At 49.0% G+C, this 24,357-nt stretch carries 22 protein-coding genes, 1 tRNA gene and 1 pseudogene; 14 read left to right on the forward strand and 10 right to left on the reverse strand.

What is annotated here, in order from left to right:
- Positions 1-6: 6 nt before the first annotated feature.
- The gene (locus C2M17_RS12250) at positions 7-2,214 is read left to right on the forward strand and encodes a TonB-dependent receptor family protein (protein WP_105201039.1); all 2,208 of its coding nucleotides are present in this window, start codon (positions 7-9) and stop codon (positions 2,212-2,214) included.
- 58 nt (positions 2,215-2,272) lie between these two features.
- Entirely contained in the window at positions 2,273-3,256 is a 984-nt protein-coding gene (locus C2M17_RS12255) for a sterol desaturase family protein (RefSeq protein ID WP_105201040.1), read from the forward strand.
- 97 nt (positions 3,257-3,353) lie between these two features.
- On the opposite strand, the gene C2M17_RS12260 is transcribed toward C2M17_RS12255, so the two are convergent.
- Both C2M17_RS12260 and C2M17_RS12265 read right to left on the reverse strand, forming a co-directional pair.
- Positions 3,354-3,620: a hypothetical protein gene (locus tag C2M17_RS12260; RefSeq protein ID WP_105201041.1), complete on the reverse strand. Its 267-nt coding sequence runs from the start codon at positions 3,618-3,620 to the stop codon at positions 3,354-3,356.
- Between the two features lie 249 nt (positions 3,621-3,869).
- Positions 3,870-5,443 (reverse strand): annotated as a pseudogene (locus C2M17_RS12265) (cation:proton antiporter domain-containing protein).
- A gap of 352 nt (positions 5,444-5,795) precedes the next feature.
- Here C2M17_RS12265 and C2M17_RS12270 point away from each other — a divergent pair.
- Entirely contained in the window at positions 5,796-6,539 is a 744-nt protein-coding gene (locus C2M17_RS12270; protein ID WP_105201042.1) for a sporulation protein, read from the forward strand.
- A gap of 81 nt (positions 6,540-6,620) precedes the next feature.
- The gene (locus tag C2M17_RS12275; protein WP_105201043.1) at positions 6,621-7,064 is read left to right on the forward strand and encodes a GNAT family N-acetyltransferase; all 444 of its coding nucleotides are present in this window, start codon (positions 6,621-6,623) and stop codon (positions 7,062-7,064) included.
- Between the two features lie 149 nt (positions 7,065-7,213).
- Here the strand turns inward: C2M17_RS12275 and C2M17_RS12280 are convergent, their stop codons facing one another.
- The 7 genes from C2M17_RS12280 to C2M17_RS12310 form a co-directional block, all read right to left on the reverse strand.
- The gene (locus tag C2M17_RS12280; protein WP_105201044.1) at positions 7,214-8,035 is read right to left on the reverse strand and encodes a hypothetical protein; all 822 of its coding nucleotides are present in this window, start codon (positions 8,033-8,035) and stop codon (positions 7,214-7,216) included.
- Positions 8,036-8,207: 172 nt separating this feature from the next.
- The gene (locus tag C2M17_RS12285) at positions 8,208-9,557 is read right to left on the reverse strand and encodes a sodium-dependent transporter (protein ID WP_105201045.1); all 1,350 of its coding nucleotides are present in this window, start codon (positions 9,555-9,557) and stop codon (positions 8,208-8,210) included.
- A 207-nt stretch (positions 9,558-9,764) separates the two neighbouring features.
- Positions 9,765-11,027 (reverse strand): ATP-binding protein, encoded by a 1,263-nt coding sequence (locus C2M17_RS12290; RefSeq protein WP_105201046.1) that lies wholly within the window; start codon positions 11,025-11,027, stop codon positions 9,765-9,767.
- Positions 11,028-11,049: 22 nt separating this feature from the next.
- Positions 11,050-11,772, reverse strand: coding sequence for a response regulator transcription factor (locus tag C2M17_RS12295; protein WP_105201047.1), 723 nt, complete (start codon positions 11,770-11,772; stop codon positions 11,050-11,052).
- Positions 11,772-12,170 carry a DUF3019 domain-containing protein gene (locus C2M17_RS12300; RefSeq protein ID WP_105201048.1) on the reverse strand — a complete coding sequence of 133 codons (399 nt, stop codon included), beginning with the start codon at positions 12,168-12,170 and terminating at the stop codon, positions 11,772-11,774. Before C2M17_RS12300 ends, C2M17_RS12295 begins: the two co-directional genes overlap by 1 nt.
- The gene (locus C2M17_RS12305; RefSeq protein WP_105201049.1) at positions 12,160-12,996 is read right to left on the reverse strand and encodes a MipA/OmpV family protein; all 837 of its coding nucleotides are present in this window, start codon (positions 12,994-12,996) and stop codon (positions 12,160-12,162) included. Before C2M17_RS12305 ends, C2M17_RS12300 begins: the two co-directional genes overlap by 11 nt.
- A 99-nt stretch (positions 12,997-13,095) precedes the next feature.
- Entirely contained in the window at positions 13,096-13,923 is an 828-nt protein-coding gene (locus C2M17_RS12310) for a hypothetical protein (RefSeq protein WP_158684018.1), read from the reverse strand.
- A gap of 143 nt (positions 13,924-14,066) precedes the next feature.
- Between C2M17_RS12310 and C2M17_RS12315 the strand changes: the two genes are divergently transcribed.
- Complete coding sequence (locus C2M17_RS12315; RefSeq protein WP_105201051.1) at positions 14,067-15,218, forward strand: serine hydrolase domain-containing protein; 1,152 nt, start codon at positions 14,067-14,069, stop codon at positions 15,216-15,218.
- Positions 15,219-15,280: 62 nt separating this feature from the next.
- On the opposite strand, the gene yhbY is transcribed toward C2M17_RS12315, so the two are convergent.
- Positions 15,281-15,577: a ribosome assembly RNA-binding protein YhbY gene (yhbY, locus tag C2M17_RS12320; RefSeq protein ID WP_105190062.1), complete on the reverse strand. Its 297-nt coding sequence runs from the start codon at positions 15,575-15,577 to the stop codon at positions 15,281-15,283.
- A gap of 89 nt (positions 15,578-15,666) precedes the next feature.
- Between yhbY and rlmE the strand changes: the two genes are divergently transcribed.
- The 9 genes from rlmE to nusA all read left to right on the forward strand — a co-directional run bounded on the left by rlmE (position 15,667) and on the right by nusA (position 24,337).
- Positions 15,667-16,296 (forward strand): 23S rRNA (uridine(2552)-2'-O)-methyltransferase RlmE, encoded by a 630-nt coding sequence (rlmE, locus tag C2M17_RS12325; protein ID WP_105201052.1) that lies wholly within the window; start codon positions 15,667-15,669, stop codon positions 16,294-16,296.
- A gap of 64 nt (positions 16,297-16,360) precedes the next feature.
- Positions 16,361-18,292, forward strand: coding sequence for an ATP-dependent zinc metalloprotease FtsH (gene ftsH, locus C2M17_RS12330; RefSeq protein ID WP_233997987.1), 1,932 nt, complete (start codon positions 16,361-16,363; stop codon positions 18,290-18,292).
- A gap of 118 nt (positions 18,293-18,410) precedes the next feature.
- Positions 18,411-19,259, forward strand: a complete 849-nt coding sequence (folP, locus tag C2M17_RS12335) for a dihydropteroate synthase (protein WP_105201054.1) — start codon at positions 18,411-18,413, stop codon at positions 19,257-19,259.
- 19 nt (positions 19,260-19,278) lie between these two features.
- Entirely contained in the window at positions 19,279-20,619 is a 1,341-nt protein-coding gene (gene glmM, locus C2M17_RS12340) for a phosphoglucosamine mutase (RefSeq protein WP_105201055.1), read from the forward strand.
- 80 nt (positions 20,620-20,699) lie between these two features.
- Entirely contained in the window at positions 20,700-21,443 is a 744-nt protein-coding gene (gene tpiA, locus C2M17_RS12345; protein WP_105201056.1) for a triose-phosphate isomerase, read from the forward strand.
- Positions 21,444-21,449: 6 nt separating this feature from the next.
- Positions 21,450-21,806, forward strand: a complete 357-nt coding sequence (secG, locus tag C2M17_RS12350; RefSeq protein WP_105201057.1) for a preprotein translocase subunit SecG — start codon at positions 21,450-21,452, stop codon at positions 21,804-21,806.
- 8 nt (positions 21,807-21,814) lie between these two features.
- Positions 21,815-21,900, forward strand: a tRNA-Leu gene (locus tag C2M17_RS12355).
- Positions 21,901-22,343: 443 nt separating this feature from the next.
- A complete protein-coding gene (gene rimP / locus C2M17_RS12360) occupies positions 22,344-22,799 on the forward strand; it encodes a ribosome maturation factor RimP (RefSeq protein ID WP_105201058.1) in 456 nt (151 codons plus the stop codon).
- A gap of 38 nt (positions 22,800-22,837) precedes the next feature.
- Positions 22,838-24,337: a transcription termination factor NusA gene (gene nusA, locus C2M17_RS12365; protein ID WP_105201059.1), complete on the forward strand. Its 1,500-nt coding sequence runs from the start codon at positions 22,838-22,840 to the stop codon at positions 24,335-24,337.
- Positions 24,338-24,357: the final 20 nt, after the last annotated feature.

The raw sequence follows: 24,357 nt of genomic DNA on the forward strand, positions 1-24,357 counted from the left end.
AAGACCATGAACTACAGTAAATTAGCCTTAGCCGTAAGCATCGCGGCGCTGGGATTTAACGCAGTTGCCGACGAAAAAAAATCCCTTGAGCATATTCAAATTATCAGCCACCACGACAAGCTGCGCACCGAAGCAGGCTCTGCGACTTTGATCGGTGAAGAACAACTCGAAGAGTTCGAATTTGATGATATTCACCGCGTCCTGTCACAGGTGCCTGGCGTCAATATTCGTGAAGAAGACGGCTTTGGTCTGCGCCCGAATATCGGCTTTCGTGGCGTGACTCCTGAGCGCAGTAAGAAGATCACCATCTTAGAAGACGGCGTATTAATAGGCCCCGCGCCTTATTCGGCGCCGGCTGCCTATTACTTCCCGGTAACCACCCGCATGACTGCGGTGGAAGTATTTAAAGGCCCTGCGGCCATTAAATATGGTCCACAAACAGTGGCCGGTACCCTAAACCTGGTTAGCCGTCAGGTGCCTGATTATGCCACCGGTGGGATCGACCTAGCCGTGGGCGGAGATGGTTACAACAAGGCCCATGGTTATTACGGCGACCGCCAGGGTAACTTTGGCTTCTTGGTTGAGGGCGTGCACTTAGAAAGCGATGGTTTCAAGGAGCTTGATGGCGGCGGCGACACAGGTTTTGAAAAAGACGACTTCTTGGTGAAGCTTGACTATCAGCTTGATGGCGAACGTTTTGATCAGCGTTTTGAGCTTAAGCTCTCTTATGCCGATGAATTGTCGGACGAAACCTACTTAGGCCTAACCGACAGCGATTATGCACAAAATCCATACCGTCGTTATGCGGCGTCGCAACCGGCGCAAATGGATACAGAGCACACCCAGGTGATGTTCACCCATCAGCTTAGTGGCCAAGACTTTGATTTGACCACGCGTGTCTATCGTAATGATTATGAGCGAGCCTGGCTTAAGCTTAACGGCGTTGGCAACACCAGTGCCAGCCTCTCCGATATTCTCGCCAGCCCTGATGTGTATGAAGAGCAGTATCAGGTGATCACTGGTCAACGTGACTCCGTGCTTGCCGGTGAAACCACCTATTACCTAAGCATGGGCACCAATGATCGCGAATACTATTCCCAGGGTATTCAGGTCGATGGTAATTGGCGCACGGCTTTGTTTGGCATGGATCACAAGGTCTCCTTTGGGGTGCGTTTCCATCAGGACGAAATAGAACGTAACCATTTTGAAGACACCTATGCCATGGTGGATGGCTTTAATACCAAGGTTGCCGATACTCGTCACTTCACCACCGAGAATACCGAATCGACCGATGCCTGGTCGGTTTACCTGGAAGATCAGGTGACACTAGGCCAGCTTACTCTGGGCCTGGGCGTACGCGGTGAATTGATGGATATGGAGTACCAAAACGACAAGCCGGATTTCGCCGATGACTATCAGCAAAAGACCACTCGCATCTGGCTTCCGGGCGTCAGCGGTTTTTATCAGTTGAACGAAGACAGTGGCCTGTTATTCGGTGTGCATCAGGGCTTTGTGCCGTCGAGCCCTGCGGCTCCCGTACGTGCCGGTGAAGATGACTTTGAGAAAAGCGTTAACTACGAGTTCGGTGGCCGCTTTAACGATGGCGTGACCCGCTTTGAAGTGATCGGCTTCTTTAACGATTATTCGAATTTGATCGAAAGCTGTGGTCAATCAAACTGTGGTTCTCAAGGCCAGCTTGACCGTGAATTTAGCGGCGGTGAAGTGGATGTGTGGGGTGTTGAGTCACAATTGGCGCAAACCTATCCGTTGAATCTACATCTGGATATCCCAATGAGTCTGACTTACACCTACACACAAAGCGAATTCAAAGAAGAGCTGTTCTCCGAATTCGTGCAGTGGGGCCATATTCGTAAGGGCGATCGTCTGCCTTATTTGCCAACACACCAGGCTACTTTAAGCATTGGTTTGGCACATCAGGATTGGGCGCTGGATATGCTGGTTAAGTATGTCAGTGATATGCCTGAGACCGCAGGTGTAGGTTATGAGGGCTTTGAACTGGCTCTGGCCGGGGAAGAAGTACCAGCCACGACAGTGGTGGATCTGGCTGCGCATTACGAGCTCGGTCAATACGGCCGCTTATATGCCAAGGTTGATAATTTGTTCGATCAGGATAAGATCATCAGCCGCCGTCCTTACGGGGCTCGCCCTGGCAAGCCACGTACTTTATCGATTGGCTACAAGTATCAGTTTTAATACCAATTCTGTTAAGTATGTAACTATTTAAGTGAATTGGTATATTTAGGAAAGGGTCATGATCGAGACAATTTGGCAAAGTATTGCACAAACGCCTGATTATCTTTTTGATGCCAATAAACGTATTTTTATTGGTTATATCATCATGGCCCTGCTATTAGCCCTGTTTGTTTATGCCAAGCGTCAAGGCAAAGCCTCTCCGCGTGGTTTTTTGCGCTATGTGTTTGCAAAAAAGATCTGGTGGGCCCCCAGTGCCCGCCAAGACTACCAGCTCTGGATTTACAACCGTATCCTCAAGGCCTTGCTTTTCGCTCCTGTGGTTCTGACCATGGTGCCGGTGGCTCTGGGCACCACCGAGGTGCTCGAAGCTCTATTTGGCAAGCCCAGGCCATTTGCGTTAAGCGAGACAAGTGTGGTGGTTATCTTTACCATCTTGTTGTTTTTGGCCGATGATTTCTCGCGCTTTATTCTGCATTATGCCCTGCATAAGATCCCCTTTTTATGGCACTACCATAAGGTTCATCATTCCGCTAAGGTGCTGACACCTTTTACCATTTATCGCTCGCATCCGCTGGAAAGCTACCTTTATGCCTGTCGTATGGCCTTGTCGCAAGGTCTAGTGGTGGGGCTGTGCTACTACCTTTTTGGTAATACCTTGTCGATGTTCGATATTCTCGGTGCCAACGTCTTTGTTTTTGCCTTTAATGCCATGGGCTCTAACCTAAGGCATTCCCATGTCTGGCTGAGTTGGGGCAAGGGCGTTGAAAAATGGTTTATTAGCCCGGCCCAACATCAAATTCATCACAGTGACAATCCGGCTCATTTTGATACTAACCTGGGCTCGGCTCTGGCAATTTGGGACAGACTGTTTGGCACCCTGATCCGCGCCGATGAAGTGGGTAAAATCAATATAGGCGTTGGTCAATACGATGCCGGACACAATTCTATTTGGGCCATTTATACCAAGCCCTTTGTAGACTCTTTTGCCACTTTGTTGCCGCAACGATTCAAGAGCAAGGTGCAAAAACAGCCAGAATCCTAGCTAATCGCTATTGGTGAATTTAGGGTGGAGTAAGGGGAAAATAGGCTGGCGACGGGCATTGCCAGCCTATTAAAGTGAGGGAATAGGCCCTCATAAACTAGTGATATGTTTTGGCTTTGGCAAAACCCATTTCTTTGAGTTTACCGATTAAATCTGGGTCGTCTAAACGCGTCGGCGTGCTCTTGGTACGCATTGCATGATCTTTAGGCACCTGATAAACATCCAGCATCTTCTGGAATAACACGTAGCGCATGTACTGAGGTGTCACCCCCGCATCTTGAAGAGAATCAAGCTGTAACTGCACGTCTTGCAACTGTTGTGCATCTGGTTCCTGTAATGTCGTCATCTTTTTGTTGATGGACATACCACCTCCTACCTGGGTACTGCGCAAAAACCTTCCTTAATGCTGGCGTAAGTGAACTCAAATTTTGTGTTAAAAATAGAGACTTATATCAGCCTGGAAATTAAGTGTACTCCTTTTTTGAGTGCTATGACCAGTTGCCGTGTAAAGCTTTGTAAATAGGGTGAGAATGAGCGCAGGCTGATGTGCTGAGTTCGCAGAAATATGGTGATAACTCAAGAGCCTGAGTTATCACCTGGAAGATGAGTAGAGTTAGCTAAGGGCGATTTTTTCCTTAACGTGCTCGGCAAAACCGCTACCTGCTTCGAGGTAGAAGTTATAGGTAGAGTCGACGCCAAGCTCGCGCAATTCTTTTTGTTGATCCGGGTAGTTGGCAATGGCGGTCACCTGACCCTGATAGCCCGAGACCTTGAGTTGCTGTAGCGCGAAGATATTTTGATTGTGTTTAGGCATGGCCAACATAACCATCTCCACCTGGGAGTGGTTCAGCCGTTGCCAAAAATCCGGATCCGTGGCATCGGCTGTCAGGGCGCGGCGTCCACGTTTAACATGGCGAGCTACCACTTCCGGTTTAATATCGATCCCGGCCACCGCATCGGGGAAACTGCTGGCTATGGTTTCGTAGGCACCGGTTCCTATACGGCCCATGCCGAAGATCACAATACGGGTGTTGTGCAGGTTAACCGGCAACTCTTCCTCAAGGCGAGTATCGCTTTCAAAACGCAGTAGCCAGTTTTCCATACGTACATAGATATCGTTGGCGCGGCCATTAAGAGGCGAGGCAATAATAAAGGTGATGGCCACCGCTGTAGCCACAACCGCCAGCCATTGTGAAGACACCCAGCCAGTGCTGGCGGCAACGGCGCAGACTATCAGGCCAAATTCACTGTAATTGGCAAGGGTAAAGGCGCTAAGCAAAGAGGTACGGGCGCGCAGGCGCACAGAATTGGTCAAAATATAATAAAGCGCTACCTTGATCCCGAGTACTGAAACAATCAGCAAGGCGGCGACCAGGGCATTAAAGCTTAGCTCGGCGTTTAAGCCTATGGTGAGGAAAAAGCCGACGAGCAGGATGTCCTTAAAGCTCAATAAGGACTTGGCTAATTCGCTGGCCTTTTTATGGCTGGCAAACATCATGCCCAGGATCAATGCGCCCAGATCACCCTTAATACCGGCAAACTCAAAGGCTTGATAACCCGCGACCAGGGCGAAGAAAAAACCGAATAGCGGCAGCAGTTCGCCGTGTTTTGAGCGGTTTAGGATCCAAAACATAACCGGGCGAAACAGTGGCAACAATACCAGCAGGGCAAGAGCCCAATAGTTAGGTAGCTTGCCGGTGCTGGCGACTAAAAAAAGCACCGCAAAAATATCCTGCATAACCAAGATACCGATGGAAATTTTACCGTGCAGGCTGGCCATTTCACCGCGGTCTTCCAAGACCTTAACGGCAAAAACCGTGCTTGAGAAACTAAGGGCAAAGCCCAGCAATAAGGCGGTTTGCCAGTTTAATTCCACAAACAGCGGTAGGGCAAAGATACCCAGCAGCAGTAAAAAGCCGCCAAACAGTGCCGTGCTAAGGACTATATGCGCCGTTGCCGGGGCCCAGACCTGTACCTTCATCAAGCTAGAGACTTTCAGTTTAAGGCCGATACTAAAAAGCAGTAGGGTGATCCCCAAACTGGCAATACTGTTTAGTAATTCATGGTTTTATAGCCGGCGAAATGCAAGACGAAGCCGGCAATTAAAAAGCCTACCATGGGCGGCAGTTTTACCTGGTAGGCGGCGAAACCGCAAACAAAAGCAACGGCGAAAAAGATGAGTTCCATAGATTTCTTTTTATAGTCAATATGCTAACAGTGTAGCGAAAGCCAGGCTTGATGAAAATATGCGACTTTATAGTTCGTTAGCCCATTACGGGCAAAAATTTGATTATACCAATTCTGTTAAGTATGTGAGCAGAGATAGCGCTGGATAAATGATGTGATAACAAGGCGGAATTTTTCTTATGTACATTCTACATAGAAAAATTCCAACGCCGTTAGCATGATATTTAGCCCGCTAGAATGATTAGCTATTTAAGTGAATTGGTATTATTTGTCGCTAACCTAAACTTTTCACTGACAAGGTCATAAAAATGTGGTTAAGATGCGACAAAAGGATCTTAAAACAGGAGTAGTTATGTTTAAAAAAATCCTGGCTTCAGTTGGTATTGGTGCGGCTAAAGTAGACACAGTGCTACAAACCGAGCATTTGCACCCTGGACAAAAATTTCATGCCGAAATCATCATTCAAGGCGGTGATGTCGAACAAGATATTTCTGGTCTGGAATTGGCATTAATGACTCGCGTCAAAGTAGAAGCGGATGACGGCGCCTACTTTGCCAACCATGTTATTGATAAATGGCGGGTGAGTGAAAAGCTGACCTTGCAACCGGGTGAAGAGCACCGTATTCCGTTTGAGGCAAGACTGCATTCGGAAACGCCGATCACCGAATTTAGTGCCGGTTATAACCAGACTCAGGTGTGGATACAAACCGGTTTGAATATTGATTTGGCCCTTGATGCCAGCGACCGTGATGTGCTGCACATCTATCCTAATGAGGCGGTCAAAACCTGTATGCAGGCCATGGATAAGCTAGGCTTTTCCTTGGTTAAAGCCGACGTGGAAAAGGGTTATCTGCGCGCTCCTAGCTTTCAGTCGACCTCAGGTTGTTATCAGGAGTTGGAATACCGCCCGGGAAATCGCGGTATGTTCGGCATTCAGGAAGTGGAGCTGTCTTTTGTACCTGAGGCCCATAAAACCCATGTGCTGATTGAGCTTGACCGCGCATTTCGTGCTGACGGTTATATCGACCTCACCATAGAGCATGATCATGTGAATCTATCGCAGATTTGCGACCAGCTTGAGCGCTTAATTCACTGATAGCCCTCGGTTATTAATAAAAACTAATCGAAAGCCCGGCCTAGCTGGGCTTTTTTGTCAGAGCAACTGTCGGAGTAACCCATGAGTATTCTATGGCTGCATAAACATTTTAATGAGCTAAGCACTGATGAGCTCTTCACCCTGATGCGCGCCCGCGTTGATGTGTTTGTGGTTGAGCAAAACTGTCCTTACCCTGAACTGGATGATGCCGATATCGCAGCGGATACACTGCATCTTTTGGGGTATCAAGACGGCCAGTTATGCGCTTATGCCCGTTGTATAAGTAAAGGGGAAAAGGTAGCCATAGGGCGGGTGCTTTGCGTCAAGCAATGGCGTGGAAAGGGCCTTGCTAAGGCGCTGATGAAGGAGGCTCTGTCCCTGTGCCACAGTCACTGTCCCGGGTGCACCGTGGTGCTAAGCGCACAAACCTATTTGCTCGACTTTTATCGCGGCTTTGGTTTTCAAACTAAAGGCGAGCCTTATCTAGAAGACGGCATAGAGCATCAGGATATGGAACTGTTATAAATGATGAAAGAGCCGGGTATTAAACCTCTGGATTTAGGGCCTTCATTTTTCCCGCATTTAATTGAAATCGTGTAGATTAATTCTTTGACCGCAAAAAAAAGCGGAGCCTAGGCTCCGCTTCCGGCTTTCACCATTGGTGTTCTCTTAGATTAGGGGTAGCTTTGGAAAGCCTGATCTATGTATGGGGCTAACGGTTCAAACGGCGTGTATTGGGTGTAGCCAAACGGGTCTTGATACTTGATCCTAAACTGGTGGTCAGTGAAGCCATCAGGGAATGTCTCAGTTTGAATCTCCAAATCAGCCGCTTTAAAGAATGAATATTCTTCGCTCGAAATGGGTGCAGGGATGTTAATTATTTTTTCTCCGTTGCCCATCCAGTTAACCTTTATCTTAAAGCCTTCGCCATTGAACTCGTCAAACATGGCTCTTTGATACAAGGTGAGGCTCATGTCTTTATCTTGGTAGCTGATGGTTTCGATATCGGCGACCGTCACCGGGGTGACGTCATTTAAGATACCTTGAGCGTTGAATATCATCAGGCCATGCGAGTAATTTAGTTCGTTCAGCTCATTGGTCATTTCCATGACCTGTAATTCGATAGTGAGGTTTCTGCCACCGCTAATTTTGTCAGATGCAAATACGGTGACTAACACTTTACTGTACACCCAGGCATCGTTGACCATGGCTTTATATAGATCTGGGCCGTAGCTAGATTCTTTTTGAAAGCCATTAACGACTAGGTTAGTTGCGTTTTCGAAAACAATTTCGAGTTCATCCAGTGATTGCTCGGGCGTATGAAGTGAGTTCGATGTTTTGACCTTTATCTTTTTTACCATGTTCAGGTCCAGGCCCGGGTAGGGCACTGATGAACTGGCGCTAGGGTAGTTGATTTCGTACTCTGCAGCCTTAGCATTGGAGCTTAGGCCCAGTGTAAGTACTAGGGTAGATAAAAAAACCATAATGGCTTTCATGTGTATTTCCTTGTTATGTACTTGTTAATTCAATGTGAAAGCAAATGGATGCTAGCATAGAAAAATAGGTACATCACGTCCAATGAGCAATTAGCTTGTTTTATAAGGCATATTTAAGGAAAAGGGGTGATAAAAAAGGCCGCGAGTGCGGCCTTTTTCGGTATTCCTTGAATTAACGTAGCGAGTTAATAAACACCAGGGCGATACACACTGGGCATACAAACTTGATGTACCAGGGCCAAATCTTCCAGAACCAGCTGTTAGCGGCTTCTGGGCAGCCGGATTGAATTTCTTTAAGCAGCGATGCACGGCTCCAGATCCAGCCAACAAAAACACAACACATTAAGCCTAGTAGCGGTTGGCCAAAACGAGTGGTGATGGCGATCACTAAACCAAACAATTGTTCAAAGTTAAGCAATATGATGGTGCTTATTGAGCCGATGAAGGCGCCTATGGTCCAGGTCGCCGGTTTACGGTCAAGGCCAAATTTCTCTACCGTGTAAGACACCGGAGCTTCTAACATGGAAATAGAGGAGGTCAGGGCGGCAATACTCATTAGCGCGAAGAAGGCAAAACCCACAAACAGACCGGCGCTGCCCATGGTATCAAACAGGGCTGGCAATACCTGGAACACGAGCGTGTCTTCCGAGAGTAACTTACCCGCTTCGTCAAAGATTTGTACCCCTTGCTCCTGTGCCACATACATGGCCGGAATAATAAGTAAACCGGCAACGAAGGCGATAAACACATCGATAAGGGTTACCGAGGCGCCCAGAGTAACCAGGTTTTCTTGTTTAGAAATGTATGAGCCGTAAATGATCATGACACTGGTACCCAGTGACAGCGAGAAAAACGCCTGACCCAGGGCACTCACCAGCAGCGTAGGCTCAAAGATGGCGCTAAAGTCCGGTAGCAGGTAATTGCGCAGGCCTTCACTGGCACCGTCCTGGCTCATTACATAGGCGATCAACGCAAATAAAATGCCCAGCAAGGCCGGCATCAAGCGCTTTGACCACTTCTCTATGCCATTCTCAACGCCTTTACTGATGATCATCACTGTCAGCACGATAAAGCCGCCAGCAAAGAGTAAGTTACGGGTTAAGGATTGACTCGTCAGCCAGTTTGCTGCCTCTGGAGCACCCACCAGTTGGGCAACGGGCTCAGCGGTATAACTGATCATCCAACCGGCAACTATGGCATAAAAACTTAAAATCATGCCGGCACAGATAATGCCGCCAAAACCAACTAAGAATGCCAGTGGGTGTTGCCACTTATGCTTGGATACTTTTTTTAGCGAACTTACGGCATTGGCCTGACCATAACGGCCAACAACCAGCTCGGCCATTAATGCGGGATAGGCTAAACAGAAGGCTAGAACCAGATAAGCAAGCACAAAGGCGGCGCCACCATTGGAGGCGGTTTGAGTGGGAAAGCCCCAAATATTACCTAGTCCCACTGCCGAACCGGCAGCGGCCATTATAAAACCAAAACGGGAGCTAAACTCCCCACGCGACGCACTCATATTATTATATTTCTCTGTAGGTGAACTGCGCCCTAAATCTACTGTAATTTACGTGAAATAAAAAGCACAAAGCGGCAATTAGTACACTGTAGCCGGGGTAAAGCGCGCGATACGAACAATTTCCATGCTATCGGCGCAATGCCCGGTCTTAGGGCGACGCCGCCACATTAGCAATGTGCTGTGGGCTAGAGCGATGTAAACGCTGTGTTACATCGGCAGTATCAAGGTGAATTGTGCACCGCCTAATTTTGCCGATGAACCCACCTGCAGCTTGCCCTGATGCCACAACATCACCTTGTGGCAAATGGCCAGGCCCAAACCATAACCGTTTTGATTGCGATGCTTAGCGCTTTGATAAAAGGGCTTAAGCACAGCCGCGCGCTCTTGCGCCGGGACGCCTGGGCCATCATCGGCAATGCTGATGTGTAATTGCTGCGCTTCGGTGTAGGCGCTGATAACTATCTGGTTGTCGGCATAGCGCAGGGCATTGGTAAGAATATTATGGATACAGCGCGCCAACCAATGCAGGTCGGCCTGTACCATCAGCTGATGGGGGCAGTCTATGTGCACCTGTATGCCGCCTAGTTGGGGTAGTAACTGCTCACCTACCTCTTGTAAATAAGGGTAAAGTTCGGTGCGGCTGTAATTAAGTTCAATATTCTGTTGTTGCAGGGCGGCAAAACTGAGGTAGCTCTTAAGCATGGACTCCATGGTATCGAGATCTTTTTCCATGCGCGTCAGGTAGGCCTGCTTGCTTTGCTCATCTTCGCTGTCCAGGGCGGCATCAAGGCCAAAGCGCAGACAGGCGATGGGGGTACGAATATCATGGGAGAGGCTCGATGCCATCAGTTTATTCTCCGCCAACAGCGCATTGATCTGCTCGGCCATGGAGTTAAAGCTGCGCTCAAGCTGTTGTGTATAGCTAAAACGGCTGCTGGCAATGCGGGTGTCGAGTTTACCCTTGGCAAATCGCGTCGCGGCATTGGCCAAGGTGGTAATGCGCCGGGTCAGAGGTATTAGGGGTAACCACATGCACAGGCTAAAGCCACAGTAAAACAGAACTGTGAGCAGTAGATCATGGTGAGAGCTGGCCGGTTTGGGTAAACGCATGGTGAGGTGATGGTCGGCCAGTTGTGGCGTGGAGCGTACCAAGTAAAGGCCCTCCTCATCGGCCAAGGTTAGCCCTTGCTCTTGATAAAGCTGTTGGCGCAGTGGTGAGGGTAAGGCAAGGTCGCTATTGGCGGCATAGCCAATATTCAAGTTAAAGTGGCTGTTGAGCGTCGTCAGTTGCTGGCGTTGTTGCTCTGCGGGATAGCTGGCCAGGTAGGAAAGCATGCCGCTTAGGAGCGCTTGCTGCTGATTAAAATCATTGTGCTCATCGTTGTTGCTGGCGATGCCATCGATCAACCAGCTGAGCAGTACCACAGACAGCAGCGCCGTGGCCAATAAGGATAAGTAGAGCTTTTTCATTGCCGCCTCTTAGCCTGTGAGCCTAGTCGGCAGTATCCGCATGCCAGGCATCTTTAACCAATAAATAGCCCTTGCCCCAGATGGTTTTTATTCGTTGCGGCTGCTCGCCATTGCCATCAAAACGCTTGCGCAGCGCCGATATCACCACATCTATGCTTCTATCTAAGCCGTCATATTCGCGACCCTTGATGGCCTTGAACACAGAGTCTCGGTCAACCACCTCACCGGCGTGGCGGGCAAGATAGGCCAGCAACGAAAATTCTGCATGAGAGAGTTCCACCGCTTGCTCGGCCAGGGTCACGCGGTGCGCCTGCATGTCTATATGCAATTGCCCCACTTTAATATGCATCGGCTCTGCGGATGGCTGAGAATCGTCGGCCATATCCCGTAAACTGGCCTTAATTCTGGCCAGCAATACGCGAGGACGGGCTGGTTTGGCGATATAATCGCTGGCACCGACTTCTAACCCTATTACCTCGTCGAGCTCTTCATCGCGGGCGGTCAGCATAATAATGGGTTGCTGATAAAACTGACGTAATCGGGTGCACACGCTAACGCCGTCGAGACCGGGCAGCATAATATCGAGTAAGATTAAATCTGGATTGTGTTCGCGCACATAGGCTTCGACCTCGTTGCCCTTGTCGCACAGGCCCACGCGATAGCCGTTTTGAGCAAGAAACTCAAGCATCCACTCGCTCAGCGAAGGGTCGTCCTCGACCACTAAAATAAGGGGTTGCTGACTCATTAAAATAACCTCCATCGCCTTTTTTTCTGGCCGCTGGTGTACACCCACTGCACTCGTACCTCGGTGCGGGCGAGCACTTTGCCCGTAGTGACATGAAATAATTCAAAACCCTGCGCCGTCTTGCTGGCGAATTCAAACACCAGTTTGCCTTGTTGTTGCTGTTGCCAACAATGCAGGGGCTTAGTGGCTTGGTTTTGGCGAATACAGTAGCGCTCTTCGTTGTCCACCTGCCAATTCAGGGTGATATCGGAATAACAGGTGCGCCCCTGGCGCAGTGCCACACAGGTGTTTGGCGTGCTGAGCAAGGTGGGTAGTTCGGCGGACAACGCCTCGGGCTGCGCCGCCCAGCTTGGCAGGGCAAACATTAAACTAAGGCTGGCGCTGAGTCTAAAAAACATAGCGTACGCCTACCTTGGCCTTATGCTGGTATTGTTGAGAAATGATCGGGCTGTCACTTATTTCAGAGGAAAATAAGGTGGAGAGCCAGCCGGCTAAAAACACCCAGTTTTGTGATAAGGGATGCTCGGCGTGAAATTCCAGCACCAGGGATTGGGATGCGTGGGCCTGGTAGATGGGGCGCTGCGCGGTGGCCTCATGGGCGTCAATACCAAAGTAATAATCGGTGAAATCGCCGCCATAATGGTTAAAACCCAGACCTGTGCGCAGCTCCCAATTCCGGTACTGGCTGATACGGGTTAAGAAGCTGCTGAAAATCCATGAATTATGAGTGCCGGTAATATCATGCATCAGCTCAAATGACAGTTGCATGTCGTCAAATCGGCGCGATAATCTCAGCCCTACATCGAAATCATAATGGCGACGGTCGATACCGGCGAGCTCATCTACTACATCCCTGTCATAGATTTTCAAGCCGGTTTCATCGAATCCAGCTTGCACATTGGTACCGACAATATCCAGGCCCCAGTCGAACTTATCGACCAGCGAATAGCCTATGACCATGCCGCCGCTTAACTGGCTATGGTCTATATCCAGATAGAAGTTGTTATAGCTGATCACCAGATTTAAATCCGGCTCAATACCGTCATCGTAGGAGTCGAGGCCAATCAGATAGGAGTCTTCGATATAATAACCGGCGCCTATGCTCCAATCCCAATTAAAGCCTGGTTGAGGCTCCAAACGGTTGTCTGAATAATAACGGTTGGTTGCCAAACTAGGTTGGCTTATAAGCAAAAAAAACAGGGCGAGTAGGGTACGAATTGGCATGGCTTCAGGCTTTTTATTTTATAGTAGGTTGCTTGGGCGCCGAAAACTGTAAGAAATTGTAGATGGGCTCACCGGCGGTGTACCGGTAAGCCCAGTCGATCAGTTGATATTGATCTTCTCCAGCAAAATACCGCTGAGGTAGTAGTGCAGATCCGGTACTAAGGCACTCACCTCGGTGTCGTTACAGGACCCGGCGACTTTTTCCAGTGCCGAGATTTTACTCAGGACCTGATAGCGAGGCGCTTTAGGTGCCGGCTTATCGCCACGTTCGGCGAGCGCATCTGGTGAGTTGTGAGTTTGCACAAACTCCTGAACCTGCTCCAAATTATCTATGTAATCGCTGATTGTCAGTTGATAACGCAAGGGATTGCGTTGAAAGCTGGCGGTATCAATGGATGATTTGGCAAACCACACCACATCCTTGGAAGCTCGGTGGAAGAGTTTCATACTGACTGAGCCAGAAATATTGCTACATTGGCGTACGGCGAATTCTTCAATAAGACTACCATCGCCGAGGATATGGCTATTGCTCAGGCGATAATCCACCTTGTCGGCCTCACTAATATCCAGCTGATTAATGCTAAGAATATAGTCCGCCTGTTTGGCGTCATTGATCACCGCAAGGGATTTATCGTTGAAAATGGCCACCAGGCGATCGCGTAGGCGCTCTGTCAGTGCTACTTGCTCGCTTTCGATTACCACGCTTTGTCCGCGTTTAACAGGGTGAGCCGGAAGCTGCACCGACTTGACCCTAGGTTGCTGATGGTCAACCTGGTATTCGAGAACATAGGTGCGCTCACTAAGACTCGGCTTTGTTGGCATAGCAACCCTTTGCGCCTGTTGCAAAGAAGTCGTTTGTAAGCTGCTACAGCCGCTGAGCAAAATTGCCGAGCCAAGCAGTGCCAGTGCTAAAGAATTCTTCATCATACTATTTATAACTCTTAGTTTCCCTTGTCGCTGCGCTTAGGCACCCATACTTGAGTACACCCACACAGCATTGTACGTGAGTTTAACCCAAAGTTCATGATAATATTTACCCAATCTGAACTGTTATCGCTAAAACAACAATAATGAAAACCAAGAGTTTAGTTGCTTCTTTCTGTCTTATCTTCAGTACCTTATTGCCTGCTTATGGAGCTTCCATAGGCGCCGATGCGTATCAATGGCACGGCTTTGTTGACTCTTATGTTGCCGATTTAGAGCGTCAGCTTAAACAAAAGCGTGTGCCTGGGGCCGCCTTGTCGATAGTGCATCCGGATTATCCTTCCATTGCCTTGGGTTTTGGTAAAACCAAAATAAGAAAAGGGCGCCAAGTTGATGTGAATACGCGTTTTCGCCTTGCTTCGGTGTCGAAAACCTTTGCTGGCTCGCTGGCTGCCAAGTTGGCCGAGCAAGGGGTTATAGAGCTGGATGCCCCTGTGCACCAATACATTCCTGAATTGCGTAGCACGGATTATAAAACTACCCTTAAGGTCTCGCATTTACTGAGTCACTCCAGCGGCCTGGTGCCCAATGCCTACGACAACCTAGTAGAATCACGCATGTCTTATCCGGATATTGTTGAAAAGCTGCTGAAAATTGAACCCGTGTGTGAACCGGGGGAATGTTATGGCTATCAGAATGTGATGTTTTCCCTGGTTGGCGATGTGATTGAGCGCGCCAGTGGTAAGGACTATGAGACCTGGGTGCGGGAAGATATTTTCGAGCCCTTACGTATGCGCCATGCGAGTCTAGGTTATGAGGGCATGATAGTGGATGAAAACTATGCCTATCCGCATGTGCGAGGACGCAAACGCTGGCATACCGCACGTTTAAAGAAAAACTATTACAAGGTGCTGCCGGCAGCGGGCGTCAATGCCAGTGCTGCGGATATGGTGCAATGGTTAAAGGCGCAATTGGGTATGTACCCGAGTGTGTTACCACCGGCGGCGCTACAAACTCAGGTTCAGCCTTATACCCTGACCACAAAAGAGCGTCGTCGCCGCATATGGGGTGAGCATGTTAATCAGGCTCATTATGGTTTGGGCTGGCGTATCTACCAATATGATGATGAAACCATCTACTACCACAGTGGTTGGGTCCAGGGTTATAGAACCGATATCGTGGTGATCCCACGCTTAAACGTCGGCTTTAGTCTTTTGCTTAATGCCGAAAGCGGTTTGATTAGTGAACTTACTACACAGTTTATCGACCAAGTACTGGCCTTGCCGCGCACCGCTTAGAACAGGGTACAAAAACAAAAAAGGTCAGCATTGCTGACCTTTTTTGGTATGAAGCGAGGTGATTAATTGCGTGGCAATTGAATCTTACGGTCTTCGCTTTGGCGGTACAGGGCAATGATATGGCCGATGCTTTGTACTTTATGGGCACCGGTTTCGCGTACGATAGCATCAAAAATCAGGGCCTTGGTCTCACGATCCGTGGTTGGCACCTTCACTTTGATCAATTCGTGAATATCCAAAGCACTGTCTATTTCGGCGATTACGCCCTCGGTTAGGCCATTGGCTCCCAGTAAAACCACAGGTTTCAGTGGGTGCGCAAGGGATTTCAGATACTGCTTTTGTTTATTGGATAGTTTCATAGATTTTATAAATTTTGCTGATTCGAGCTTGAATTACAGGTATTCTAACGCCATCTAGCAGATATTACTATTAAGTTACGTGTTAATTTATGACGAATAAAAAGCACTCGGCGAGCTCAAAGCGCTGGCTAAAAGAGCATTTTGACGATCATTATGTTCATGAGGCACAGAAACAGGGCTGGCGTTCGCGAGCGGTGTTCAAACTCGAAGAAATTCAGCAAAAAGATAAACTACTCAAACCCGGCATGGCGGTGGTGGACCTAGGTGCCGCTCCCGGTAGCTGGTCTCAGTACCTGGCACAGCAGGTGGGTGATAATGGCCAAGTGATTGCCTGTGATATTCTGCCCATGGACTCGCTGGCCGGTGTCGACTTCCTGCAAGGTGATTTCCGCGAAGAGGCAGTGCTTAACGCCTTGTTAGATCGTATCGATGGTAAAAACGTCGACGTGGTTTTTTCCGATATGGCGCCGAATATGAGCGGCAATATGAGCACGGATCAGGCCGGCAGCATGTATTTGGTCGAACTGGCACTGGATATGTGTCATCAGGTATTGAAGAAAAACGGCGCTTTTGCGGTCAAAGTATTCCAGGGGGAAGGTTTTGATCAGTTCGTGAAGGACGTGCGCGAGAGTTTCCGTACCGTAAAAATCCGTAAGCCCGATGCGTCAAGACCGCGCTCTCGCGAGGTATATATAGTAGCGACGGGTTACAAACTGTAGTACAGTTGTCGGGAAAAGTTGAACTTAATTAATTTAGATACAAGAGGTTAACACCTTGAGTGATATGGCAAAGAATTTAATACTCTGGCTTGTTATTGCCGTGGTTTTAATGTCTGTTTTTCAAAGCTTTAACGGCTCTGAAGGCGTTGACAGACAAACCAGTTACACCCAATTCGTAAAGGATGTGCGCAATGGTGCTGTACGTGAAGTCGTGATTGATCGCGGCACTGGCTCGATCACTGGCGTTAAGTCCAGCGGTGAGCGTTTCCAAACCACCATGCCAATGTATGACGAAGACCTGATGAATGACTTGTTGAAAAACGACGTCAACACTAAGGGTGTTCAGCCTGAAGAGCAGTCCCTGTTAGCCAGCATTTTCATTTCCTGGTTCCCTATGCTCTTGTTGATCGGCGTGTGGATCTTCTTTATGCGTCAGATGCAAGGCGGTGGCGGCAAGGGCGCTATGTCCTTCGGTAAGAGTAAAGCCCGCCTAATGAGCGAAGATCAGGTTAAAACCACCTTTGCCGATGTGGCCGGTTGTGATGAAGCCAAGGAAGATGTAACCGAGCTGGTTGATTTCTTGCGCGACCCGTCTAAATTCCAAAAACTTGGCGGCAGCATTCCTAAGGGCGTGTTGATGGTAGGTCCTCCTGGTACGGGTAAAACCTTGCTGGCCAAGGCCGTAGCCGGTGAAGCCAAAGTACCGTTTTTCACTATCTCAGGTTCTGATTTCGTCGAAATGTTCGTAGGTGTGGGTGCATCCCGTGTACGTGACATGTTCGAGCAAGCGAAAAAAGCAGCACCTTGTATCATCTTCATTGATGAAATCGATGCCGTTGGTCGCCAACGTGGTGCCGGCATGGGTGGTGGTCACGATGAGCGTGAGCAAACGCTTAACCAGATGCTGGTAGAGATGGATGGCTTTGAAGGTAATGAAGGCATTATCGTAATCGCTGCCACCAACCGCCCAGACGTACTGGATCCGGCGCTATTGCGTCCAGGTCGTTTCGATCGTCAAGTGGTTGTAGGCTTGCCGGATATTCGTGGTCGTGAACAAATTCTTAAGGTGCATATGCGCAAAGTACCTTTGGCAGATGATGTTGAAGCATCCGTGATTGCCCGTGGTACTCCTGGTTTCTCAGGCGCCGATTTGGCCAACCTGGTAAACGAAGCCGCTTTGTTTGCCGCTCGTGGTAACAAGCGCGTGGTGAGCATGGCCGAATTTGATGCCGCTAAAGACAAGATCATGATGGGTGCTGAGCGCAAGTCCATGGTGATGTCTGAGCAAGAAAAAGAAATGACTGCATACCATGAAGCAGGTCACGCCATTGTTGGCCGCATGGTGCCAGAGCATGACCCTGTATATAAAGTATCAATCATTCCGCGCGGTCGTGCCTTGGGTGTGACCATGTACTTGCCGGAGCAAGACCGTGTAAGTCACTCAAAAGAACACCTCGAATCTATGATTTCAAGCTTGTATGGCGGCCGTATTGCCGAAGCCTTGATTTACGGCGATGACAAGGTAACTACTGGTGCAAGTAATGACATTGAGCGCGCGACACAAATCGCTCGCAAGATGGTTACACAGTGGGGTTTGAGCGCCAAAATGGGACCACTTCTTTATGCTGAAGAAGAAGGCGAAGTCTTTATGGGTCGCGGCGGTTCGCGCAGCATGAGTATGTCGGATGAGACAGCTAAAGCAATTGATGTAGAAGTGCGTGAACTCTCTGATCGCAACTACCAGCGTGCTGAACAAATCCTGCGTGATAACATGGATATCCTGCATACCATGAAAGACGCGCTGATGAAGTACGAAACCATTGATGCCAAGCAAATTGATGACCTAATGGCGCGTCGTGAAGTTCGTCCACCGAGCGATGCCCATGACCGCAAAGCCACCAAGGCACAAGTGGCAGCAGAGCCTGACAAATCGGCCCCGGAGCAAGGCACTTCATCCGCACAAGATGAAAAGCCAGGCTCAGAAGAGGACAAGTAATAAATTCAAGCCCCAAAGATATTGGGGCTTTTCCTTCTTGTGGATCATCTTATCTATCTGCCCTCACTTAGCATTCGCCTAAGGGATCTGGGCTTTTTAATTTTAGGGAAGAGTAGCCATGTTATCTTTACCCCGAGGTCGCTTCCTCGACCTTAGCACCCCACAGGTGATGGGGATACTCAATGTCACGCCAGATTCCTTTTCTGACGGTGGTCAGCACAACGATTTTGATGACGCTGTCAAAAGAGCCTTAGCTATGCTTGAGCAGGGCGCCACCATTATTGATATAGGTGGTGAATCAACCCGCCCAGGTGCAGCGGACGTTCTTGAGCAAGAAGAACTCGAACGGGTTGTTCCTGTGATCAAGGCGATACGCGCGCAATCCGATTGTGTGATCTCCATAGACACCAGTAAGGCTGTGGTAATGACAGCGGCGGTTCAGGCCGGTGCCGATATTATTAATGATGTGCGTGCCTTGCAGGAACCAGGCGCGTTGCAGGCAGCAGTGGCTTTGGATGTTCCTGTATGTCTTATGCATATGCAGGGGCAGCCGAGATCCATGCAGGATGCACCGGATTATAAGGATGTGACCGCCGAGGTATGCAGCTATTTGGCCGAGCGCGCGCAAACCTGCATCGACGCAGGCATTAAAGCCGAGCATATAATAGTGGATCCTGGTTTTGGCTTTGGTAAGTCATTGCAACACAATTATCAATTACTGGCTGAGCTTGAGCAGTTGCAACAGCTAGGCTACCCGGTATTGACCGGACTTTCACGCAAATCCATGTTTGGGCAGCTGCTGGGGCGACCGGCAGACCAAAGACTTAGCGCCAGCCTGGCGGGAGCCTTGATTTGCATGCAAAAGGGCGCGGCCATAGTGCGCGTTCATGATGTTCAAGAAACCGTCGACCTGCTGCGGGTGCACCAGGCGATGTTACGGCCCACAGATGTGCAGCCGCAAGAATAAGAGTACAGGAGTAACAAGAATGAGTAACAGAAAATATTTTGGCACCGACGGTGTTCGTGGCCTGGTCGGGCAATACCCGATCACTCCTGAGTTTGCCCTCAAACTGGGTTGGGCTGCGGGTAAAGTGCTATCAAAAATTGGCACAAAAAAAGTGATAATTGGCAAAGACACGCGCATTTCCGGCTATATGCTAGAAACCTCGTTGGAAGCCGGGCTTATTGCCGCGGGCATAGATGTGGTTTTGCTTGGCCCCATGCCGACTCCGGCGGTGGCGTATTTAACACAAACCTTCCGCGCCGAAGCGGGCATAGTGATCAGTGCCTCTCATAACCCTTACCATGATAACGGCATTAAATTCTTCTCCAGCGAAGGTTTGAAACTACCGGATGCGGTGGAGCTGGAAATTGAAGCCATGATGGATCAGGACATGGAATGTGTACCTTCCGAAAAGCTGGGTAAAGCGCGCCGCCTGGTGAGCGCCGATGGCCGTTATATCGAATTCTGTAAGAGCCAATTCCCGCAAGGTCACTCCCTTGAAGGTTTGAAAATCGTACTCGATTGCGCCAATGGTGCCACCTACCATATTGCCCCAGCGGTAATGCAGGAGCTCGGTGCCGAGGTGATCCCCTTCGCATGTGAACCCAATGGCCTGAACATTAATGCTAAATGTGGTGCCACAGATGTTGCCGCCTTGCAGCGTAAGGTAATTGAAGAGGGTGCCGATGTGGGCATCGCTTACGATGGCGATGGTGACCGCGTGATGATGGTCGACCAGCACGGAGAAGTATTCGACGGCGATGACATAGTTTATATCATTGCCTGTGCCCTGCATGAGCAAGATGAGTTAGGTGGCGGCGTTGTTGGTACCGTGATGTCGAATATGGGCTTGGAAAATGCGCTTAAAGCCAAGGGTATTGGTTTTGAACGCTCCAAGGTTGGCGACCGCTATGTAATGGCGTTGCTTAAAGAAAAAGGCTGGAAAATCGGTGGTGAAAGCTCGGGTCATGTGTTGAACCTTGACCTTATCAGCACCGGTGATGGCATCATTTCAAGCCTGCAGGTGCTGGCCGCTATGGTGACCAGCAACAAAACCCTGCGCGATCTGGGCAACGGCTTTGTTAAGTACCCGATGAATATGATCAACGTGCGCTACCAGCCGGGCACAGATCCGACCCTAAACCCTGAAGTACTCGCCGCGGTAAGCGAAGCACAAGAGCTGCTTGCGGGCAAGGGCCGGGTGCTGCTGCGTAAGTCAGGCACCGAGCCTGTAGTGCGCGTTATGGTAGAAGCCGAAGACCAAAATCAGGTGCTGGATTACAGCAGTAAAATCGCGCAAGTTGTTGAAAGTGTGAGCAGTTAAACGGCGCTCTAAAAATAACTTCTTGTAACTTAGGGCGAGTCGAGTTAGTATCTCGCCCGCTTTCGAACATGGAGTAAAACATGGCATCACGTAAGCCCCTGGTGGCTGGAAATTGGAAGTTAAATGGCTCCTTAGAGCTGCTTAATGAAATGGCCCCCGAGCTAAAAGCCGTAGCTGGCCAAGATGTTGATGTGGCACTTTTTGTTCCCGCATTGCTAGTTGCGAGTGCGGCGCAGCAAGGTGTAGTAACGGGTATTCAAACCGTTTCTGAATATGAATCCGGCGCTTATACAGGTGAGATTCAAGCCTCGCTGGCCAAAGAATTAGGTGCAAGCTTTGCCCTGGTTGGTCACTCGGAACGTCGCCATATTTTCGGCGAAAGTAATGAGGATGTTGCCGCTAAATTTGCCATGGCACAGCAGCAGGGCTTAACCCCCGTGCTTTGTGTTGGTGAAACAGAGCAGCAGCGCGAGCAAAACGAAACAGAATCAGTGATCAGCGCGCAAATTGACGCGGTGATTGAAAAATTAGGTGTGGCTGCGTTATCGCAATCTGTGGTAGCATACGAGCCGGTTTGGGCCATAGGCACGGGTAAAACCGCATCGCCGGAACAAGCTCAACAAGTACACCAATTTATTCGTGCGAAAATCGCTTCGCTAGACAGTGAAATCGCACAGCGACTGCTTATCTTATATGGTGGCAGCGTTAATGAACAAAACAGTAGTGAATTATTTGCACAAGCAGATATAGATGGTGGCCTGATTGGTGGCGCCAGTCTTAAAAAAGATGCTTTTATCAGCATCTGCGAAAGTGCAAAAGGATAGAGTTAAATGTACGAAATTCTTTTAGTAGTTTATTTAATTGTTGCATTAGCCTTAATTGGTTTCGTGCTAATTCAACAAGGTAAAGGTGCTGACATGGGTTCGTCATTTGGTGCTGGTGCCTCGGCAACCGTTTTCGGTTCATCGGGTGCGGGTAACTTTATGACTAAAACGACCACAGTACTGGCCACGGTTTTCTTCGTTTTGAGCATAGTGTTAGGTAACCTAACTGCTGGTCAAATCAAGCAAACTGATCAATGGGAAAATCTAGAAGGTGCACCGGCGGTAGAAACCGTTGAGCAACCAGTATCAGATGTTCCTGTTGAGGAAGAAAAGGGTTCTAACAACCCGGACGTTCCAAACTAAAAAATTAAGCCGTGGTGGTGGAATTGGTAGACACGCCATCTTGAGGGGGTGGTGAGCTATGCTCGTGCGGGTTCAAGTCCCGCTCACGGCACCAAATTAAAAGGCCAAGCAGTTAGCTTGGCTTTTTTGCGTATAAAGCCCAGTTAGTAAAGGCTTTAAGTGGTTAACTAAGGTTGCTAATTAGCGGCCGTACCACTATAATAGTCGCCATAAATGAAGTTGGTACATAGTGACCCTTCAGGCAGCAGATTTATAAAGAGGTAGAGATATTCGTTCTACTTGCTTTATGTGATGTCGCGCATTCTTTGCAATGCGCGTTTTGCGTTTAGCGGAAGTGATTTTGCTAAGTCGTCGCAGCGGTTTTATCGTACGGATATAGCCCGCGCCAAGCTAGGCCCTAGGCCGCACAGAAAATCAGGAAGTGTTTACTTTTTGAGTAAATATTTCCAGTGTGACGCCCCGCTTGGTTCGGGGCGTTATTGTATCTGTATTGAAAATGGGGCATTAGCCCTTTTTTTGTTTCTATGGAGAAGTTTCGTGACAAAGCTCGAACAAACATTAACCGAGATGTTAACTCCGGCGGTCGAAGCATTAGGCTTTGAGCTCCTGGGACTTGAGTTTACTCAAGCTGGTCGTCATTCCACCTTGCGTGTGTATATTGATCACCCAGACGGTATTACGGTAGATAACTGTGCGGATGTCAGTCGTCAAGTTAGCGCGATCCTCGACGTAGAAGATCCCATTACCAATGAATATGATTTGGAAGTGTCTTCACCTGGAGTCGATCGTCCACTGTTCAAACCAGAACATTATCAAAATGCAGTGGGTGAGGAAGTCAGGTTGAGAACTAAGCTTCCGCAAGATGGTCGCCGTAATTTCAAGGGCGATTTAGTAGCAGTTAACGGTGATATGATCACAATTAATGTTGATAACCAAGAGCACATGCTCATGATAAGCAACATTGAGCGTGCGAACATCATCGCCAAATTTTAATTTCAGTGCGAAGAAATAGGGCAAGCGAGGCAATACCTATGGCAAAAGAAATACTGTTGGTGGCGGAAGCCGTTTCCAATGAAAAAGCGGTCCCCAAAGAGAAAATTTTTGAAGCATTAGAGTTCGCACTAGCGACCGCAACAAAGAAAAAACATGATGGCGACATCGAAGTGCGTGTATCTATCGACCGTAAAACCGGCGAATACGACACTTTCCGTCGCTGGCAAATCGTTGAAGCGCTTGAAGATGGCAGCTTAGAAAACCCGTACCGCGAAATCACTCTTGAAGCGGCGCAGGTTGAAGAGCCAGAAAAGCAGCTTGGCGATTACGTTGAAGAACAAATTGAGTCAATCAAGTTTGACCGTATCACCACGCAAATGGCCAAGCAGGTTATCGTACAAAAAGTACGTGAAGCCGAGCGTGCCCTTGTGGTTGAAGCTTATAAAGACCAAGAAGGTGAGCTAGTAACAGGTGTGGTTAAAAAAGCCAGCCGCGAAGCCATTATTCTTGATTTAGGCAACAACGCCGAAGCCGTTATCTACCGTGATGACATGCTACCGCGCGAAAACTTCCGCCCAGGCGACCGTGTTCGTGGTCTGCTTTATGCGGTACGTCCAGAAGCCCGTGGCGCGCAGTTATTTGTAACTCGTTCTAAGCCGGAGATGCTAATGGAGCTATTCCGCATCGAGGTGCCGGAAATTGGCGAAGAGATGATCGAGCTACGTGCGGCCGCTCGTGACCCAGGTTCACGTGCAAAGATTGCTGTTAAATCAAACGACAAGCGTATCGACCCTGTTGGTGCCTGCGTGGGTATGCGTGGTGCACGTGTGCAAGCGGTATCCGGTGAATTGGGCGGTGAGCGTGTTGATATCGTGCTTTACGATGACAACCCAGCGCAATTCGTTATCAACGCCATGGCGCCGGCAGAAGTTGCTTCTATCGTGATGGACGAAGACTCACGTTCAATGGATATCGCCGTTGAAGCGGATAACCTGGCACAAGCCATCGGTCGTAACGGCCAAAACGTGCGTTTAGCAAGCCAACTTACAGGTTGGGAGCTAAACGTAATGACGGTTGCGGACATGCAGGAAAAGAACCAGGCTGAGTCAGACAAGCTGATCACCCTGTTCACCGAAGGTTTGGACATCGATGACGATTTCGCCGAGCTGCTTATCGGTGAAGGCTTCTCAACGCTAGAAGAAGTAGCCTATGTACCAACCAGCGAATTCTTGGAAATCGATGGTCTGGACGAGGACACAGTTGAAGAGCTGCGTAATCGTGCCAAAGACGCGTTGACAACCAAAGCATTGAAAGACGAAGAAAGCCTAGAAGGCGCAGAGCCGGCTGAAGACCTATTAAACCTGGATGGCCTAGATCGTCACCTTGCCTTTGTTATGGCGAGCAAGGGCGTAGTAACGCTTGAAGATCTAGCTGAGCAGGGCATCGACGAACTAGTAGAAATTACTGAGCTTTCTGAGCAGGAAGCGGGCGACCTAATTATGGCTGCACGTAATATTTGCTGGTTCGGTGACGAGTAATTTATTAACGGAGGTAACAA

The sequence above is a fragment of the Pseudoalteromonas sp. T1lg10 genome (assembly GCF_002964545.1).
Taxonomy (GTDB): domain Bacteria; phylum Pseudomonadota; class Gammaproteobacteria; order Enterobacterales; family Alteromonadaceae; genus Pseudoalteromonas.

Bases quoted from the DNA above. Each gene is read 5' to 3' on its own strand.
- C2M17_RS12250 (WP_105201039.1), top strand. From the start codon at position 7: ATGAACTACAGTAAATTAGCCTTAGCCGTAAGCATCGCGGCGCTGGGA.
- C2M17_RS12255 (WP_105201040.1), top strand. From the start codon at position 2,273: ATGATCGAGACAATTTGGCAAAGTATTGCACAAACGCCTGATTATCTT.
- C2M17_RS12260 (WP_105201041.1), bottom strand. From the start codon at position 3,620: ATGTCCATCAACAAAAAGATGACGACATTACAGGAACCAGATGCACAA.
- C2M17_RS12270 (WP_105201042.1), top strand. From the start codon at position 5,796: ATGTTTAAAAAAATCCTGGCTTCAGTTGGTATTGGTGCGGCTAAAGTA.
- C2M17_RS12275 (WP_105201043.1), top strand. From the start codon at position 6,621: ATGAGTATTCTATGGCTGCATAAACATTTTAATGAGCTAAGCACTGAT.
- C2M17_RS12280 (WP_105201044.1), bottom strand. From the start codon at position 8,035: ATGAAAGCCATTATGGTTTTTTTATCTACCCTAGTACTTACACTGGGC.
- C2M17_RS12285 (WP_105201045.1), bottom strand. From the start codon at position 9,557: ATGAGTGCGTCGCGTGGGGAGTTTAGCTCCCGTTTTGGTTTTATAATG.
- C2M17_RS12290 (WP_105201046.1), bottom strand. From the start codon at position 11,027: ATGAAAAAGCTCTACTTATCCTTATTGGCCACGGCGCTGCTGTCTGTG.
- C2M17_RS12295 (WP_105201047.1), bottom strand. From the start codon at position 11,772: ATGAGTCAGCAACCCCTTATTTTAGTGGTCGAGGACGACCCTTCGCTG.
- C2M17_RS12300 (WP_105201048.1), bottom strand. From the start codon at position 12,170: ATGTTTTTTAGACTCAGCGCCAGCCTTAGTTTAATGTTTGCCCTGCCA.
- C2M17_RS12305 (WP_105201049.1), bottom strand. From the start codon at position 12,996: ATGCCAATTCGTACCCTACTCGCCCTGTTTTTTTTGCTTATAAGCCAA.
- C2M17_RS12310 (WP_158684018.1), bottom strand. From the start codon at position 13,923: ATGATGAAGAATTCTTTAGCACTGGCACTGCTTGGCTCGGCAATTTTG.
- C2M17_RS12315 (WP_105201051.1), top strand. From the start codon at position 14,067: ATGAAAACCAAGAGTTTAGTTGCTTCTTTCTGTCTTATCTTCAGTACC.
- yhbY (WP_105190062.1), bottom strand. From the start codon at position 15,577: ATGAAACTATCCAATAAACAAAAGCAGTATCTGAAATCCCTTGCGCAC.
- rlmE (WP_105201052.1), top strand. From the start codon at position 15,667: ATGACGAATAAAAAGCACTCGGCGAGCTCAAAGCGCTGGCTAAAAGAG.
- ftsH (WP_233997987.1), top strand. From the start codon at position 16,361: ATGGCAAAGAATTTAATACTCTGGCTTGTTATTGCCGTGGTTTTAATG.
- folP (WP_105201054.1), top strand. From the start codon at position 18,411: ATGTTATCTTTACCCCGAGGTCGCTTCCTCGACCTTAGCACCCCACAG.
- glmM (WP_105201055.1), top strand. From the start codon at position 19,279: ATGAGTAACAGAAAATATTTTGGCACCGACGGTGTTCGTGGCCTGGTC.
- tpiA (WP_105201056.1), top strand. From the start codon at position 20,700: ATGGCATCACGTAAGCCCCTGGTGGCTGGAAATTGGAAGTTAAATGGC.
- secG (WP_105201057.1), top strand. From the start codon at position 21,450: ATGTACGAAATTCTTTTAGTAGTTTATTTAATTGTTGCATTAGCCTTA.
- nusA (WP_105201059.1), top strand. From the start codon at position 22,838: ATGGCAAAAGAAATACTGTTGGTGGCGGAAGCCGTTTCCAATGAAAAA.